General features: G+C 37.3%; 19 protein-coding genes. 11 read left to right on the forward strand and 8 right to left on the reverse strand.

Annotated features, from left to right (window positions below):
• Positions 1-846: IS21 family transposase (gene istA, locus H9632_RS17415; protein ID WP_225223905.1), on the reverse strand; the 846-nt coding region annotated here is incomplete at its 3' end.
• A 246-nt stretch (positions 847-1,092) separates the two neighbouring features.
• Here istA and H9632_RS17420 point away from each other — a divergent pair.
• The gene (locus H9632_RS17420) at positions 1,093-2,388 is read left to right on the forward strand and encodes a DUF2075 domain-containing protein (protein WP_191705334.1); all 1,296 of its coding nucleotides are present in this window, start codon (positions 1,093-1,095) and stop codon (positions 2,386-2,388) included.
• Here H9632_RS17420 and H9632_RS17425 read toward each other — a convergent pair.
• On the reverse strand, positions 2,353-3,561 hold the full coding sequence (locus H9632_RS17425; protein ID WP_191705335.1) for an ISL3 family transposase: 1,209 nt from the start codon (positions 3,559-3,561) through the stop codon (positions 2,353-2,355). The two genes, H9632_RS17420 and H9632_RS17425, sit on opposite strands and share 36 nt — an antisense overlap.
• Positions 3,562-3,687: 126 nt before the next feature.
• On the opposite strand from H9632_RS17425, the gene H9632_RS17430 reads away from it, so the two are divergent.
• On the forward strand, positions 3,688-3,804 hold the full coding sequence (locus tag H9632_RS17430) for a DNA/RNA helicase domain-containing protein (RefSeq protein ID WP_318247716.1): 117 nt from the start codon (positions 3,688-3,690) through the stop codon (positions 3,802-3,804).
• 213 nt (positions 3,805-4,017) lie between these two features.
• Here the strand turns inward: H9632_RS17430 and H9632_RS17435 are convergent, their stop codons facing one another.
• The gene (locus H9632_RS17435) at positions 4,018-5,166 is read right to left on the reverse strand and encodes a plasmid pRiA4b ORF-3 family protein (RefSeq protein ID WP_191705337.1); all 1,149 of its coding nucleotides are present in this window, start codon (positions 5,164-5,166) and stop codon (positions 4,018-4,020) included.
• Positions 5,167-5,478: 312 nt separating this feature from the next.
• On the opposite strand from H9632_RS17435, the gene H9632_RS17440 reads away from it, so the two are divergent.
• Positions 5,479-6,090 carry a hypothetical protein gene (locus tag H9632_RS17440; protein WP_191705338.1) on the forward strand — a complete coding sequence of 204 codons (612 nt, stop codon included), beginning with the start codon at positions 5,479-5,481 and terminating at the stop codon, positions 6,088-6,090.
• Positions 6,091-6,238: 148 nt separating this feature from the next.
• On the opposite strand, the gene H9632_RS17445 is transcribed toward H9632_RS17440, so the two are convergent.
• Positions 6,239-6,703: a DNA polymerase III subunit alpha gene (locus H9632_RS17445; protein WP_191705339.1), complete on the reverse strand. Its 465-nt coding sequence runs from the start codon at positions 6,701-6,703 to the stop codon at positions 6,239-6,241.
• 181 nt (positions 6,704-6,884) lie between these two features.
• On the opposite strand from H9632_RS17445, the gene H9632_RS18935 reads away from it, so the two are divergent.
• From H9632_RS18935 to H9632_RS17455, 3 genes are all read left to right on the forward strand, one after another.
• A complete protein-coding gene (locus H9632_RS18935) occupies positions 6,885-7,073 on the forward strand; it encodes a hypothetical protein (RefSeq protein ID WP_318247715.1) in 189 nt (62 codons plus the stop codon).
• A gap of 116 nt (positions 7,074-7,189) precedes the next feature.
• Positions 7,190-7,801 carry a hypothetical protein gene (locus H9632_RS17450; protein WP_191705340.1) on the forward strand — a complete coding sequence of 204 codons (612 nt, stop codon included), beginning with the start codon at positions 7,190-7,192 and terminating at the stop codon, positions 7,799-7,801.
• Positions 7,802-7,907: 106 nt separating this feature from the next.
• The gene (locus H9632_RS17455; RefSeq protein ID WP_191705341.1) at positions 7,908-8,387 is read left to right on the forward strand and encodes a hypothetical protein; all 480 of its coding nucleotides are present in this window, start codon (positions 7,908-7,910) and stop codon (positions 8,385-8,387) included.
• Between the two features lie 300 nt (positions 8,388-8,687).
• On the opposite strand, the gene H9632_RS17460 is transcribed toward H9632_RS17455, so the two are convergent.
• Genes H9632_RS17460 through H9632_RS17470 form a run of 3 tightly spaced genes read right to left on the reverse strand, consistent with a single transcriptional unit; the run spans position 8,688 to position 11,158 of the window.
• Entirely contained in the window at positions 8,688-9,170 is a 483-nt protein-coding gene (locus H9632_RS17460) for a hypothetical protein (protein WP_191705342.1), read from the reverse strand.
• Positions 9,171-9,173: 3 nt separating this feature from the next.
• On the reverse strand, positions 9,174-10,430 hold the full coding sequence (locus H9632_RS17465) for a replicative DNA helicase (RefSeq protein WP_191705343.1): 1,257 nt from the start codon (positions 10,428-10,430) through the stop codon (positions 9,174-9,176).
• Entirely contained in the window at positions 10,427-11,158 is a 732-nt protein-coding gene (locus tag H9632_RS17470; RefSeq protein WP_191705344.1) for a conserved phage C-terminal domain-containing protein, read from the reverse strand. Before H9632_RS17470 ends, H9632_RS17465 begins: the two co-directional genes overlap by 4 nt.
• Before the next feature lie 476 nt (positions 11,159-11,634).
• Here H9632_RS17470 and H9632_RS17475 point away from each other — a divergent pair, with 476 nt between their 5' ends.
• The 4 genes from H9632_RS17475 to H9632_RS17490 all read left to right on the forward strand — a co-directional run bounded on the left by H9632_RS17475 (position 11,635) and on the right by H9632_RS17490 (position 13,991).
• Positions 11,635-12,129 (forward strand): RNA polymerase sigma factor, encoded by a 495-nt coding sequence (locus H9632_RS17475; protein WP_191705345.1) that lies wholly within the window; start codon positions 11,635-11,637, stop codon positions 12,127-12,129.
• A complete protein-coding gene (locus H9632_RS17480; RefSeq protein ID WP_191705346.1) occupies positions 12,126-12,674 on the forward strand; it encodes a zf-HC2 domain-containing protein in 549 nt (182 codons plus the stop codon). Before H9632_RS17475 ends, H9632_RS17480 begins: the two co-directional genes overlap by 4 nt.
• A 1-nt stretch (position 12,675) precedes the next feature.
• Positions 12,676-12,987: a YfjL-like protein gene (locus H9632_RS17485; RefSeq protein WP_191705347.1), complete on the forward strand. Its 312-nt coding sequence runs from the start codon at positions 12,676-12,678 to the stop codon at positions 12,985-12,987.
• A gap of 251 nt (positions 12,988-13,238) precedes the next feature.
• On the forward strand, positions 13,239-13,991 hold the full coding sequence (locus H9632_RS17490; protein ID WP_191705348.1) for an SDR family NAD(P)-dependent oxidoreductase: 753 nt from the start codon (positions 13,239-13,241) through the stop codon (positions 13,989-13,991).
• Between the two features lie 101 nt (positions 13,992-14,092).
• Here the strand turns inward: H9632_RS17490 and H9632_RS17495 are convergent, their stop codons facing one another.
• A complete protein-coding gene (locus H9632_RS17495) occupies positions 14,093-14,566 on the reverse strand; it encodes a DUF2062 domain-containing protein (protein WP_191705349.1) in 474 nt (157 codons plus the stop codon).
• Positions 14,567-14,837: 271 nt separating this feature from the next.
• Here H9632_RS17495 and H9632_RS17500 point away from each other — a divergent pair, with 271 nt between their 5' ends.
• A complete protein-coding gene (locus tag H9632_RS17500; RefSeq protein ID WP_191705350.1) occupies positions 14,838-15,095 on the forward strand; it encodes a UDP-glucose 6-dehydrogenase in 258 nt (85 codons plus the stop codon).
• Positions 15,096-15,220 lie beyond the last annotated feature (125 nt).

Raw genomic sequence — 15,220 nt, forward strand, 5'->3', positions numbered from 1 at the left:
ATACATTTCGAAAAAAATTTTTTGGCACTCAAAAATGGCGTGAGCCATTGATATATCAACATTTATAGAGGGAGGTAGGCTAAAGAAGTTATAACGAACATAACCTACTTTACCTTCCACATGACCTTTTTCATTTCCTTTTCGTGGGTTACATACTTGCACTTTAAACCCGTAATATTGTTGGAAATGTCGAAAGGCTTCTGTTAGTTGTGCCTCTGAATCGCCTTTTCTTACCTTTTTCACCGCAGGTGTTAAGTTATCAATTCGAATGCTCAATGGGACACCACCAGCCTGTTTAAATAACACTTGAAGTCCGCCTAAAAAGTATTCTAAATTTTCACCCGGCATCGGTACCGCAAATGCTGTATTACTTGCTGGAAATGACATGACCAATGCGTGAACATCAAGTATTTCGCCATCTTGAACAGCTTCCATAATCCCCAAATCTACTTGAGCTTCTCCTTCTGGATGTTCTAAACGTTCATGACCTTTGTCTATTTCGTCTTCTTGTGCTGCTTTCCATTCTTGAATGAAATTACAAAGTGTTCTATAGGAACCTTTGAAGCCCTTCTTTACTAAATCTTCAAATATTTTCTTATTTGTACGGCGTAACTTTTTCTTAAGTTTTAAATCCTCTTCTAACCAATCAATTACGATTTCTCCCCATTCTTCGTCGTACATCATGCCCGTTTTCAAATGAGTTTTCTCTTGAGGCAATTGATCTCCATCGCCATATTTTTTGGCAGTGCGCCAATTCACTTGCATTGTATTGGCAATTTCGGTAATAGATAGTCCTTTTTCATTTCGTAATGTTTTGATACAATTAACTTCAGACATTGCTAGCATCCTTTCTTACCTCCACTTTTTGGATTCGACACCTAAAAGAGTAGAGGGACTTGGGGTGGCTGGCAAGTCTTTTTTTATGCACAAAAATAGTGCAGGACTCTGTACAAATTCTTTGCACTAGTCTGCACTTTTATTTTGCAATAAACACATGAGGAATTTAATCGTTCCGCAACATTCCATTTAGAAACGAAACTTATCAATTACTTCCTTGGTGATGAAAAATATACACTTCAAAACAAAAGTAAAATGGCGAGCGATTTTACCCATAACTACTACAACAAACCGTACTATGATCAACAGTTATTTAAAGAAATTTGGCAGAAGCTATATGAGCAAAAGCTCGTGGATCATGAGCTTCATACAATTGAAAACAAAGATATTTTTAAATTATCTCCTTTTAAAGAGCTCTCTCTGGAGCAACTCGAATTAAAAGAAAAGGTACTCGAATTTTGCGAGAAACAAGTCCAAGCAGCTACATCTGCATATGGCAGCCTGTTAGTTATCGAAGGTGAAGCTGGGGTAGGGAAGAGTGTTGTTTTAAGTTCGATTTTCAACACGATTCAAGAGCGAGCTGAGGAAGCATCCTCACCGTTGTATAATACAGAAAATTACTTAGTCGTTAATCATGAGGAAATGTTTAAAACGTATAAAGGGATTGCGAAGCAGGTGAAGCATTTAAAAGGAAAGAACTTTGCGAAGCCAACGCCTTTAGTCAATACACTTCAAAAAGAGCAGAAGAAAGTGGATATCATTTTTGTGGATGAGGCGCATTTATTACTAACTAAATCAGATACGTATAACAACTTCCGTGGAGATAATCATTTAGAGGAGCTTTTAAAGCTAGCAAAAGTAGTGGTCATTATTTATGACCAAAACCAAGTACTGAAATTGAAAAGCCTTTGGGGTGCAGCGACAGTACAGCAACTAAAAAAGCTAAGCGCTTATAACGAGGAATACCAGCTAACAAACCAGTTCCGCATGCAAGCGAATGATGAGGTAATTAACTGGATTAATGCATTCAAACGTAAGCAACTATTGCCACTACCTCATGATGAGCACTATGAGTTTGAAGTATTTGAAACACTGAAGGCTATGCATGACAAAATTAAGGGGCAAAACGAGGAATATGGTCTGAGCCGTGTTGTGTCAACATTCGATTATTTACATAAAAAAGATGGCGGTACGTATTATGTGAACGAATCAAATGGCGAATACAAAATGCCTTGGAACACAACAAGTACGAAATACACTTGGGCAGAAAAGCCAGAAACCATTCATGAAGCGGGCTCTATTTATACAATTCAAGGCTTTGATTTAAATTACGTTGGCGTGGTGCTCGGTCCATCGGTTCAATATGATGCGGCTAAAGATGAAATTGTTATTGATACGAGTAAGTATATGGATAAGGGTGCTTACACAGGTACAGAAGGTATTGCCAATGTGAATGAAGCGAAAGAAAAGAGGTTCTATGTCAAATGTTGGGGTGAAATCTTTATCAAACAGATTTCATCCCACATGACCACCCAAATTTTTATACTTTAAATTTAATAAAATCTTTGCCTTAAAGTGATCGAAACGTCTGAATCCATACGCATTCCGTTTCATCACTTTTGTTTTGTTGTTAATGCCCTCCAGAAAACCATTGGAATAGCCAAATGTAAAGCTATTCAAGATTTCTGTCTGCCAATTTTTAAATGTCTGTATCGTTCGTTTAAATGCAGGAATCCCTGATTCTTCAACTTGTTTGTAGAACTGAATGAGTCCCTCTTTAATCTTTGATACATCAGGTTCTTTTTTTGCCTGATCAAACCATTCACAGTAGGCTTGTTTTAGTTGATACGCTGCTTTTAATAAAGGAGACATCTCTGTATAGCGGGTTAAGTAAAATCGATCCGTTTCTTTCAGCTTCTCTGGACGTTTATAGAGCACATACCGCATTCTTTTACACTTTTTCCGGTCGTATTCGTGCCAGTCCTTTTGAACTTCTCGACGAACCGAATCTAAGGCCCAATAAATAGAACGACAATAATGAAAGCGATCTGCCACAATGACCGGTCTTCCTAAAGACTGACGGACCGCTGATTTAAAGGAAGGGCTCATATCCATCACAACGATTTCTACGTCACTTCCGTAGCGCTTTAAATAATCTTTAATTGTTTCTTTCCGGCGGTTTGGCAAAATATCGATTGGTTCTTTGGTTTCGGCATTCGCAATAATCAATTGATATTTTCCTGCGTCGGTATCGCCTTTATATTCATCAATCGCAATCGCTTTCGGCAATTGAACACCTTGGACCATTTCTTTGTGGGCCATTTTCTTAAAGCGACGAATCACTGTTGTGCTAGAGGTACCCGTAACCTCCGCCGCTTCTTTAAATGTCTTCGCTTTAATCACGCGAATGCTTAACGCTTGATTCGCTTCTTTGGTAAAACGTTGATATCGCTCAATAAAGGATGCTTTTTCAGCGAAGCGCTTTCCACAATCGCATGCATAACGACGGCGCTTATAAAAGATTACGGTCATTCGCTCAAACCATTTTAGGTGCTTAATTTTTTGAATCCGGTAATCGTGCACTTTCGTAGTCCATTGTTGGCAGGCTGGACATTGATGCGCTTGACGGGGGAGTTCAATCGAAATTGCCATACCCATCTCTAACTCTTCAATTTTTGTAATTTCTACATCTTTTAATCCTGGGATATTCATGTTAAAATTCATACAGCACAAATCACCTTTCTATTGCTTGTTTCTCGACAATTCAAGTATATAAAAAAGTGTGATTTTGTGCTTTTTTTATTGTGAAATTGTTTGAATACCCCAACAAATATTATAGAACCATAAAAGATTGTCCTAAATTCCATCAATATTTTAATGAAACGTGGTATTAAAGGGCTTTATATTTATGCGAGTGATGAAGCGCTGCGTAATAAATTGCTTACGTATCAAAAAGAAAATATTTAGTGAATTGTGTGATTAAGGATATTGAATGGGAGTTGAACTCTTGTTTAATATCCCTTTTCTTATGGAAAAACCCTTCAGCATAAAAATATTAAATTGAGATATAACTATGAGTATGTGTGATTGGTCGGATTAGGTAAGTGAACGGGAACTGTCACAGTTTTTAGAGACAATGGGACAGTGTGCCTGTCCCATTGTCCCACATCTGGAAAATTACTAAATATAATAATAGTTATATATTACGTTCTTTAGACGCTGGTTTGTTTGCTCTACAGTGAAGATTCTTTCCTTTTGCGATGCCGCCCAGATTTTCATGTCTTCGTGTTCAGGATCTGTAGCATCACCTAATATTCTTAAATACTCATTAAATCCATATTCTCCACCTACATCTTCAGGCGGACGTTCGCCGTTTCCTTCTAAAAATACTACTTGTAATGAATGGGCTTGTACTTTTTTTTCTAGCGTAATTATATGCATCCAGGAATCACCGAAATCATACTGATACAAAACATCTGAGTGTTTTGAGAAGACATCACGTAACGACACAAATCGTTCTTGTACGATTTCCTCATTGTCGAAAGCGGTAAATTCTAATGTTTCGGGATCATCATCCAACACAATTTTAAGAGGTTTGTTGTTAGCGCGTTTGACGGTAAATTCATGTAAGTGATAGTTTTGCCAGTCAAAAACTGTTTGAATGATATTATGAAGATGCCTAAACGAGAAGCTGGAAGGTACGAGTACCCGACGCCAAATATGATGCCCTTCTAAATCTAGTTGAATATTTAGTTGATAAAGCTCGATATCAAATACTTGTTCGGCTGCTTGATTTACATTTAAGCCATTTAACATCGCTAAACTTTCTATCATTTTATTTCTTGGGTAAAATCCTTTCTTTGGTCCATCCAGTTGAATCATTCTACTTACTACGAGACTAATATATCGTTGAATTGTCGTATCTTTATCCAGATATTCTGACATCATTTCAATTTCCCGCACGGTATTGTTCAGTTTTGCAACCATGCTTCTACTAGCAGTTTTAGAAAATGTAATGTCCTCACCCGAAGCTAAATAATCTTCAATAATGGCTTCTTTGATACCCTCCATTCGAAGAGCTACTCGAATCGCCTCTTGAATTACTGCATTGATATTAGAAAGGTCCTTCTTTAATAGACGGTTAATAACGATTGGATATCTTGTTTCATTATTCATCAAAATCATGACTTTTCTTCTATAAATCGTTACTAGGTTAGCATGCCAGCCCATCAAACTTTTAGGGGATTGCTCGTAGCCTTCTGGCGACACTAAATCACTTTTTTGAATTTCTAGTTTATCTAGTAATGCCTTTGTACATTGAATAATCATCGCTTCGTCCTTTCATTCCGTGAATAATTAAAGGTATAAGCTCTCACACGGCTTATCCGTATTGCTTAAAGTATAAGCATAGACAGTAATCACTGCAATGTTTAGATAACCATATTTGCATCTGTACACGGCAGTTGTTCATAACAAAACAATTAAATCAATTAGGGATATTGAATGGGAGTTGAACTCTTGGTAAATATCCCTTTTCTTATGGGAAAACCATCTAGCATAAAAATGTTGAATTGAGATATAACTATGAGTATGTAAAGAATTATTCTCGCATAAACCTTGTGCCAATATGGAGGCTATAAAATGAGCTCAGAAAAAGACGAATTTTTGGATTCAATTGACCCTTTAGAGAGAAGTAAATTGCTAAAGGTTATGAACGGTACCTTTGAAAATCTTGATCGAGAATTAGTCGATGAGTTAGTAGAAATTGAAGGATTTTTTTACGAGGAAGATGAAGAAGCTATAAATTTTGAAAGCCATAAGAATTCAATGATATTAGAATATATTAACAAGTGCGAGGTACCTGAAGAGTTTGATCTTGAAGAAAGTGTGTTTGATTTATCACGTAAAATTGTCCATTTTATCTTTAGAAACGGCATCATTGAAGATATGCATGCTGGTAAATTTGGTTATGATGAGTTCTTAAAGATTCCTGAAAATACACCTCCAGAAGCCATTAGCCAACTTTCTAATATAGATATGATGGCTTTAAATAAGTACATGATGGACCGAGTAGGATATATTCTTCACTTAATTCAAAACGCGGAGTATACTAAGCTTCATTATATACTGGATCAAGAAAAGTATAACGGAGATGACTGGGATCGTCCTGATATAGAAAAGATAGAGAAGGATACAGAAGACTTAATTGTAATTGAGTTTTCTGATCTTAAGGATAACGATTATAATATTTAAGTGCATCTTGATTTAGTCAGGATGTATTTTTTTACAGTAATACAACGACTCAACCACCTGGCGCCGATACAATTATCGACACCAGCTGGCTGCTTAGTCGTTTTAAGCTGTCTACTTGATAGGGGGGGAAGTCATACATCCCCGTTCTTTATATAGTCCCATAAGCATTATCTATTCGATTCACGATAGATGAAATATCTTCATTAATAAATTTGTACGTATCTCTAATTCTTACATAGCTTTCAATGGCTAATTCTAAATACTCATCTTCATCAAGCATTTCTTCTAAAGGTTCGCCATGAAAACTAAAATCATAAGAACAATCTTCTACTTCACTACCAATCCCTAATTCATGAAAATATTCATCCATTTCCTTCATTAAATTCTCTAATTTTCTATCGGAATAATACTTATAGGAATTGCCGTCATACGTTTCAATATATAAATATTTGAACTTATATTCACTCCACAGTTCATCCTCATTAATAAGGAATATAAAAAGAAATCTTTCCGCATCTGTATCATTTCTATGGTAGAGCTCATCAGAATTTAACTCGTATCTACTAATTCTATTAAGAAAAATTCTTTTGTTTTCTAGCACTATAACACTCATTTAATAATCATCCTTTTTACATTGATTTATAAATTATGAGTATTCTAACCAAAAAAGAAGTTTTTTAGCCTTTATAGATACGAATATGATTATAGTTATATGTTTGTTTTGGACTATAGATTCGGTTAGTGCACCCGAGTCGCATCCTCCACAGCAACCTCTCCAATATAATTAGGAAGAAGTGTTTCACGACTCGGTATTGACGGCAGCTTTAACCGAACGGCTCACACATCGAGCACATATCAACAACATGGTTGGTGGCTCCTACCGAATTTTAGAGACGAAAGAATGGATAGAACAGAGCAACTTATTGAGGCTCACATTTCAGAGATATACCGTAAAATCACTGTTTTATTTGAGCTTGTTGTAAAATCCTTCAGCATAAAAATATTGAATTGAGGTATAACTATGAGTAGGTATGCTGCACCATAATTAAACAAAGAACCATTACTCGCAATAACCTTGTAACAATATGGAGGCTATAAAATGAGCTCAGATAAAGACGACTTTTTAGATGCAATTGACCCTTTAGAGAGAAGTAAATTGATAAAGACTGTTAACAGTACTTTTAAAAACCTTGATCGACAATTCATGGATGAGTTAGTAGAAATGGAAGGCTTTTTTTACGAGGAAGATGAAGAAGATATAAATTTTGAAAGTCAAAGGAATATCATGTTATTAGAATATATTAACAAGTGCGAGATACCTGAAGAGTGCGATCCTGAAGAGAATGTGTTTGATTTATCACGCAAAATTGTCCATTTTATCTTTAGAAATGGCATCATTGAAGATATGCATGCTGGTAAATATAGTTATGATGAGTTCTTAAAGATTCCTGAAAATACACCCCTAGAAGTCATTAGCCAGCTGTCAGATAAAGATATGATGGCTTTAAATAAGTACATGATGGACAGAGTAGGGTATCTTCTTCACTTACTACAAAATGCGGAGTATACTAAGCTTCATTATATATTGGATAAAGAAAAGTATTTCGGAGATGACTGGGATCGTCCGGAAATAGACAACATAGAGAAGGATACAGAAGATTTATTTTTAATTGAGTTTTCTCATCAAAAGGATCATGATCATAATATTTAAGTACATCTTGGTTTTATCAGGATGTGCTTTTTTGATTCATTACAGTGGTTATGGCATTCTAAAATGGGGGGCGGTGAAAAACCACCATTAGAAGGGGGCTTAGTAAATGATTTTAAAAAGAGGCGTAACTGGCTTTACTGCAGGAGATTTATCACTTGAACGGGATTGGGCAGCATGTACGGCTGAATTCAAAAAATACTGCTACTCGTATGTCGGGCAGTTAAAGGGCAGGGTTTTGGCTTTTTTTGAGCCGGATATTGTTGTTGGCTATGCTCATGCCCATGTGAAAATTGATGGGGAAGCGTTCTATATTTTTTATAATGATATGTATGATTATGTAGCTTTCTCAAGTAATTGTGAGATTGGTGAATTAGACTTTAATGACCATCCATTATTGGCCGGCTTGTTTGAAAACCCTTATCAAGTATTAACAGCAGCACAATTAACAGAGCCGTTAATATTTCAAGCTAGTGGCAGTGGTAATATTGTATTGAATGAAAATGACCTGAATGATGTGGAGCTTCGTTTTATGAATCATTTTAGATCACAGACGGTTGGGGATTTAGTGTTTAATTATTGGGATTAGTACTTTCATCGGTATTTACTTAATAAGGGAAAAATTTACCGCTATTACCGCTGATTTAAGAAATAACGTTAAAATAAGGGGAAAAAGTTCCGTTATTCCGCCATAAAGGCGTTATTTTCATGGATTTTTACTTAATAACGGAAAACTTTACCGCTATTTCCTCTGATTTGAGAAATAATTTTAAAATAACGGAAATATGTTCCTTTAATTAACGAGCCTTCCAAATATACGAAATGGAAGACTCATGTATTTGATATTAGTTAGATAACTTCTGTAGGGTATCTCCTTTTGAGCAACAAACTAGTTAACTAAACTCTTTTCCTCCACATTCTCCACAGCAACCTCTCCAATATAATAAGGAAACTCCTTCACTCGTTCCTTTAATACAAACATATAAATCTCCTCATCCGTTTCTTTATGGTAGATGCTTGTGTACTTATGCTGGTTGTAAATGCTGTGCCACTTCGTTGGTTTGGTGCCGTATATAGAGGCATGTAGCATTTGGGCATCATATGGTGTTTGGGCGAAGTATAGGGCGTACTGGGTAGGGGAGACGCTTGTTGCATAGAGCTTGATGCGGTTGATGCCGAGTACGTCGCGTTGATTCATTTCACGGATTTCGGCAATTTCCTCATCGGTAAACGGGACTTCGTATATACGCGATGGGTCGTCCTCCTTTTGCAAATAGCCTTTCTTTAAAGCGAGGTAAATCCAGTAAGCCCCAAAGTTTTGTTCGTATTTGATCATTTCAAGTAGCAGTGTATAAACGGTTTTTCTCCCCATCCTTTATCGCTCCCTTGTCCAAATATGACCTGTCTTTTTGTTGTAATGGGCCAAAGCTGTACCCGTTGGACCATTGCGGTTTTTGGCAACGATGAGCTCTAATGTATCCGGAGTATTGGTGTTTTCTGTTTCGTAATACGATTTGCGGTACAGCAAAATAATGACGTCTGCATCCTGTTCGATCGAGCCCGAATCTCGTAAATCACTCATTAATGGGCGCTTATTGCCGCGGGATTCAACATTGCGGTTGAGCTGTGATAGACAAATGACCGGGCAGTTGAATTCCTTTGCCATTTGCTTTAACGCGCGGCTAATTTTACTCATCGCTACTGCTGCATATTCCTCATCACGGTCTGATTGAATAATTTGCAAATAATCGATTAAAATAATCGGCGTCTTATTTTCATTTTGCCGGATAATACGCCGGGCTTGGCTGCGAATTTGCGGAATCGTTAAACAGCTACGATCATCAATTTCGATGCTCGACTTATTGACCCGTTCGAGTACTTGAATCCAGTTCTTTTTTTGTTCCTCTGAAAAGTATTGCTTCGGGTTGCGCATTTTTAAGCGAGAGTATTGACCTGTCGTCGCAATGAGCCGATCGAGTAAAATCGTTTTACTCATTTCCAACGAAAAGATAATCGGTAAATGACCTTGCCAGCCTGCATAAAGCGCTAAATTGTTCATGACATCGGTTTTTCCCATGGAAGGGCGGGCTGCGATAATCGTCAGCTCGCCTGGACGAAAGCCATTGATTAGCAGCTCGAGATCCTTAATATGGGGGATAATGAGTCCGGGTGTATGCACTTCCTCCCACGGACGATTATCCATTGCGACTAAAGCTTGCGTGATTGTTGTATCTGTCCGATTTCCTTCGAGCTGTGTATGATCAAGCCGTTCTATAATTTGCGGGATCGCCCAATCTCCCTCTGCCGCCTGAAATAAAATTTGGCCTTTTTGCCGCTCGCGCCAAATTTCCCGCAGCAGCTGGACATAATCGTCAAATTTATCGGTATTAGCGAACATCATAAGCTCTGTCACGTAAGTTAGCCCGATTGCTTCCATCTGTTCAAACCGTGCACTCAGTGTTAAATAATCTACGGGATGACCTTCATTTGCGAGCTGCTGCATGAGCGCAAAAAGCTGTCGGTGATATTGGCCGTAAAACATGTCCGGCTTGAGCTGACTATCGAGTATTAAATAATTTTCCTCTAGCATCGTTGCTAAAATGCTTTGCTCTAAAAACTCCTTTTTTATCATTCGTAATCACCTTCATCAAAATCAAGTACGACGGGTGCCGGGACGTAATTATTATCCTGCATTCTTGTAAGGGCATTGTTTAAATAGCTTTCAAAATTACCCGGACGGAATAATGTGATCGGCCTTAAATATTTTTGCATTTGCAAGTCGTTCTTCCAGTTTCTTATCTGTTCATCAATGACTAAGTAGCAGTCTTCCACCGTATAGCCCTCTTTTAAAATGGCTTTGATCAGTCGGGTATTCGTTTTTGACTGTTCGTTAAACTGCTTATTCGCTTTTTCATTTAAATAGTGAATGATGTTTGCAATCTCATTACTACAATCAATATTCGTTTTTGTCTTTTTCTTCTCAGGTAAGTTTTGCTCTTCAGGAAATAGCTCATCCTGGGTATAAATTTTTTTCTGAAGGAGCTTATCTAGTTTTTCATAATCAATTCGGTACCATTTCGAACGGTCTGTATTGAAGCTGTTAAATTTGTTTGATGAAAGGATAATTTGATAACGTTCCAATTTCGTTATAAGTCTTTTAACTTTCGTAATGCTCCAATAGCAGCATTGCTTTGCCCAACCTTGATAAGTTTGGCGATACCAAATGTGTCCGTCTTTCTTTACACCTTGCGTTTCTAATCGATAATGCAGTTGCTGAAGGAATAACGCCTCCTCAACTCCAATACGTGCTGCCAAACTTTGTGATACAAACAACTGTCGATCGTTCACTAATAATTTCATGTTCCAACCTCCAATTTCTGAATATTGTCTTGCCATATATATGGCTTCCAAAATCAAAAAAAGGGACATACAAAGTGAAAATAATTTTTTTGGGAGATCCGATTATGAAATGCCCCAAAGAAAAAACAATGCCGTTGCGTATTAACGCAACAATATATATTTTTATAAATTATTTAAAAGATTATTAAATCTTTTTGAGCGGACTTTTTTGTGCACATGTGGATGGGATTTAAATGACCTGTTCTCGAGGGGATTAGAATGGGGCGATGGAAGGGAGCGATTTGGCTGTGGGAATAAGGGGAATTACTTAGTGAGGGAAACCGTCAGAATTCTATTTCGAAATAATAAAAATGCTGTTAGTGTTTAGTTTATTAATATAATTTATCGAATATCACAAAAAATATTTTAAAATATTTTGTAACGAAATAGAGGGTCGTGGTATTAATACTACGAACAACAGGAAAGTGAGGGCAGTTATGAACAAGTTAGAGGAACAATATGAACAAATTCATCCAAAACTCTATGCGTTTTTTTTATCCAAGACAGGAAATCGGATGACTGCTCAAGATCTTTGCCACGATACCTTTTACGAGGCTTGTAAAAGCATTGGCTCCTTTAATGGACAATCCACTTTGTCGACATGGATATTTTCGATTGCGGGGAATTTACTGAAAAAATATTATCGGAAAAATAAGTATCAGCAAAGCTTAATGCAAAAACTGTCAGCGATTCCGGAAACTGAAATGCTATCAATAGAAGAGTTAGCAGAACTCAATGAAGATACAAAAATACTTTTACATCATATTTCAAAACTAGATGATGCTTCAAGGGAAATTGTATTGCTACGCATATATGGGGAACTGAGCTTTGCAGAAATTGGTGATTTAATTGGTAAGTCAGAGAACTATGCGCGGGTAACGTTTCACCGGATGAAATTAAAGATTCAAAAATTAATGGAGGTGACTTTATGAACAAAGAATGTCCGGTTACACAAGATCTTTTACCTTTATACGAGGAAGATTTGCTTCAACTAGGGACCAAACATTTTGTCGAGGAGCACTTGAAAAGTTGCCAAGAGTGCCGCCAGATTGCGGAACAATCTCAAATTCCGCTGCCTGTTGAAGTAGAACATGGCGGTGGCTCTAAAAAAATGATTCGGAAAATTACGTTGAAGTTGACAACGATACAGATTTTCTTTGTTGCGATTGCCTTTATATTGGCGATGGGGACGACCGTGATGAATAACAATAGTGGATTTATCCTGACCTATGCCTTACTGGGTGCGGTTACATATTTATTTTACCGGTCAATTCTTATTGCCGTTCTGCTTGCAGGGATACCGAATTTTGTATGGAACTGTCTATTGTATATGACGGATTGGTTCGGTGAATTTTATGGAGGAAATTTTTTGGAGGCTTTTTCCATCGCACTCACATCCGTGATCGTCCATTTAATCATAACGTTTATCGGAATTGTTATCGGCTTTTGTATTCTTAAAATAAGAGAGGAAAATTAATATGAAAAAGAAAATACTATATAGCGTAATTGCTATTACATTAATTGGTGTCCTAGTGTACGCTTACATGCAAATGAGCGGAAATACAGTGCATAAACAAAGAGCAAAAGAGAGCCTAGAAACATTTTTGCAAGAAACTTATCCAGACATGGACTATGAGATTAAACAAGTAGGGTACGGTTGGACGGATGTCACGTATGAGTTTGAAGTGGTGAAAAAGGATTCGTTGGCAGTTGAAACTACCTATACGTTTTATGTCTCTGGTATGGAGCCTTATGAAGTTTTCAGTGATACAATTCGTGAAACGAGATAAACAAAGAGGTTCCAACAAACTGAACGCGGAAGCAGAGCTGTATATGTAAACACTTCTTCAGGGAGAAGTGCCGCAAGTTGATTGAAATTAAAGCAAATTTCTGTAATAGCATTAGCCCAAAAAGCGCATAATAAGTACGATTGATAATTTGCCTCTAAAATAATGAAGTTGTATATTTAATTTGTTAGTAACTAACGATACTGGGAACAATCACGTGAGTGTTGTGGTTTTTCTGAGAAGGAGAAATTGTATTGAAATTAAAAGACAAGGTAGTGATCATTACGGGTGGTGCTGGCGGTATTGGCGCTGGTATGGGGCGTGCGATGGTAAAAGAGGGAGCAATTGTTGTGGCAGTTGACCTCAATCCGGAAGCAGGCGCTAAAGTATTGGCGGAATTACAGCAACATTCACCACAATCTAGCTTTATTGAATGTGATTTGACAAAGCATGATCAACTAAAAAATGTAGTGGAACAAGTTGTCGAGAAATATGGTCGTTTAGATGTGTTAGTGAATAATGCACACGCTTCGAAACAAGTGCCATTCCTTGAAACAACACCAGAACATTTAGCATTGTCAATGGATACAGGCTTCTACCCTACATGGTACTTAATGCAGGCGGCTATTCCACATTTAAAGAAAACTCGTGGTAATATTATTAACTTTGCTTCAGGTGCCGGGTTAAAAGGGCATAAAACACAAGCTGCTTATGCGGCAGCAAAAGAAGCGATTCGCGGTATTACGCGTGTCGTAGCAAATGAATTTGGGGCAGATGGTGTGACAGCGAACTTGATTTCACCTATCGCCAATTCAGAGGGTGTACAAGCATGGGCAAAAGCTCAGCCGGAATATTATGAAGGGGTACTTGCAGGTATTCCGATGGGTAAATTCGGTGATCCGGAACAAGATATCGGACGTGCTGCTGTCTTTTTAGCTTCAGAAGACTCGAAATATATAACAGGTCAAACATTGATGGTTGATGGCGGATCGATCATGCTCCACTAATATCGTGAATTTTATATAACAACGAACCGGGTGCACGAACAATTGTTGAATTGTTTATGCACCCGGTTTTCTTTATATTACGGAAGATGACTGTTTCAAACTCACCTAATTTTATTCAAAATCCTCACCCGGTTCGTCTTAAATATGACATATACCATGATGTAAATGAACATCGAGGAGATAACGATATTGCACATGGCACCTGTCAGAAAGATGAATCCACTCGAATGGGAACTCACAATTCCTGTATAAGTCTGTTCGATAGCGTCCATGTATTCTACTTCATCCAGTTCATTGACTTTTGTATTTCGATCCAATAGTAAGCTCCCGACCTGATAATTTAAGAAGAAAAGCAGCGGCCAAATAAAAGTTCCCATGACACCACCGACAAGTGCGGAAATGGTATTCGCCTTTACGAGTCTTGCCATACCGACGGAAAGAATGGGGCCAAGTCCGAATGTAGGAAGCCAGCTTGGAATAAAACCAATCGTTACCCCTGATGCAACTTGATGTGGACCCGATTTAAGCCGAAATAGACGGATTAAATTATATTTAATGTTTCGTGTTATTTTCATAGATGTCTATCCCTCTCCAAGTACTTCGTCACAACCGTAAACCGATCGTTATAGATATATTATACCGAATTTACTGGATATGGATTCCATTTTTCTGAATGATTGTATGAATAGGGTCGTGCCACTCGGTTATTCTACTGACTGACGATTCATTATGTAGTAAATGGGGTAAAGAGTAAGTAGCTGATTAATTACAGCGTGTTAAAAACGCGCTGAATAAGCTTATCAAAGAAAGATAACAGATACTAAACAACAAAAGGGGACATGTACTATGCTACAACTATTTTTTAACGATGATATTTTAATTTCGATTACAGGAGATGATGAGATTTTATCGAGAATCCCTGACAACTACGAGTATTATGATTTAATTAACATTAAAAATGAATTGGTAACAACAGAGCATTTAGTGGAGGCATTCGAGTATGCGTTACGTAAAACGGATGAGGGTGCAGTAAACGCAGCGGCTTACTATGCTAAATTAAAAAATATGTACGAGATGAAAAAAAAATTACCGATTGAAAATTAATCGATTATGCAAAGTAGAATCCAAAAATACGAGGCATGGTAACCTGGCACAGAATTGATGTGCACAGGTATAACCAAGCTTTTTTTTTGTTTGAAAATTAGTGGGAGCTAATATTGGAAGGTAGT

Source organism: Solibacillus merdavium (genome assembly GCF_014836935.1).
GTDB classification, from domain to species: Bacteria; Bacillota; Bacilli; order Bacillales_A; family Planococcaceae; genus Solibacillus; species Solibacillus ferritrahens.

Excerpts from the sequence above, each read along its gene's own strand:
- H9632_RS17420 (WP_191705334.1), top strand. The coding sequence starts at position 1,093 with ATGGCGAGCGATTTTACCCATAACTACTACAACAAACCGTACTATGAT.
- H9632_RS17425 (WP_191705335.1), bottom strand. The coding sequence starts at position 3,561 with ATGAATTTTAACATGAATATCCCAGGATTAAAAGATGTAGAAATTACA.
- H9632_RS17435 (WP_191705337.1), bottom strand. The coding sequence starts at position 5,166 with ATGATTATTCAATGTACAAAGGCATTACTAGATAAACTAGAAATTCAA.
- H9632_RS17440 (WP_191705338.1), top strand. The coding sequence starts at position 5,479 with ATGAGCTCAGAAAAAGACGAATTTTTGGATTCAATTGACCCTTTAGAG.
- H9632_RS17445 (WP_191705339.1), bottom strand. The coding sequence starts at position 6,703 with ATGAGTGTTATAGTGCTAGAAAACAAAAGAATTTTTCTTAATAGAATT.
- H9632_RS17450 (WP_191705340.1), top strand. The coding sequence starts at position 7,190 with ATGAGCTCAGATAAAGACGACTTTTTAGATGCAATTGACCCTTTAGAG.
- H9632_RS17455 (WP_191705341.1), top strand. The coding sequence starts at position 7,908 with ATGATTTTAAAAAGAGGCGTAACTGGCTTTACTGCAGGAGATTTATCA.
- H9632_RS17460 (WP_191705342.1), bottom strand. The coding sequence starts at position 9,170 with ATGGGGAGAAAAACCGTTTATACACTGCTACTTGAAATGATCAAATAC.
- H9632_RS17465 (WP_191705343.1), bottom strand. The coding sequence starts at position 10,430 with ATGATAAAAAAGGAGTTTTTAGAGCAAAGCATTTTAGCAACGATGCTA.
- H9632_RS17470 (WP_191705344.1), bottom strand. The coding sequence starts at position 11,158 with ATGAAATTATTAGTGAACGATCGACAGTTGTTTGTATCACAAAGTTTG.
- H9632_RS17475 (WP_191705345.1), top strand. The coding sequence starts at position 11,635 with ATGAACAAGTTAGAGGAACAATATGAACAAATTCATCCAAAACTCTAT.
- H9632_RS17480 (WP_191705346.1), top strand. The coding sequence starts at position 12,126 with ATGAACAAAGAATGTCCGGTTACACAAGATCTTTTACCTTTATACGAG.
- H9632_RS17485 (WP_191705347.1), top strand. The coding sequence starts at position 12,676 with ATGAAAAAGAAAATACTATATAGCGTAATTGCTATTACATTAATTGGT.
- H9632_RS17495 (WP_191705349.1), bottom strand. The coding sequence starts at position 14,566 with ATGAAAATAACACGAAACATTAAATATAATTTAATCCGTCTATTTCGG.
- H9632_RS17500 (WP_191705350.1), top strand. The coding sequence starts at position 14,838 with ATGCTACAACTATTTTTTAACGATGATATTTTAATTTCGATTACAGGA.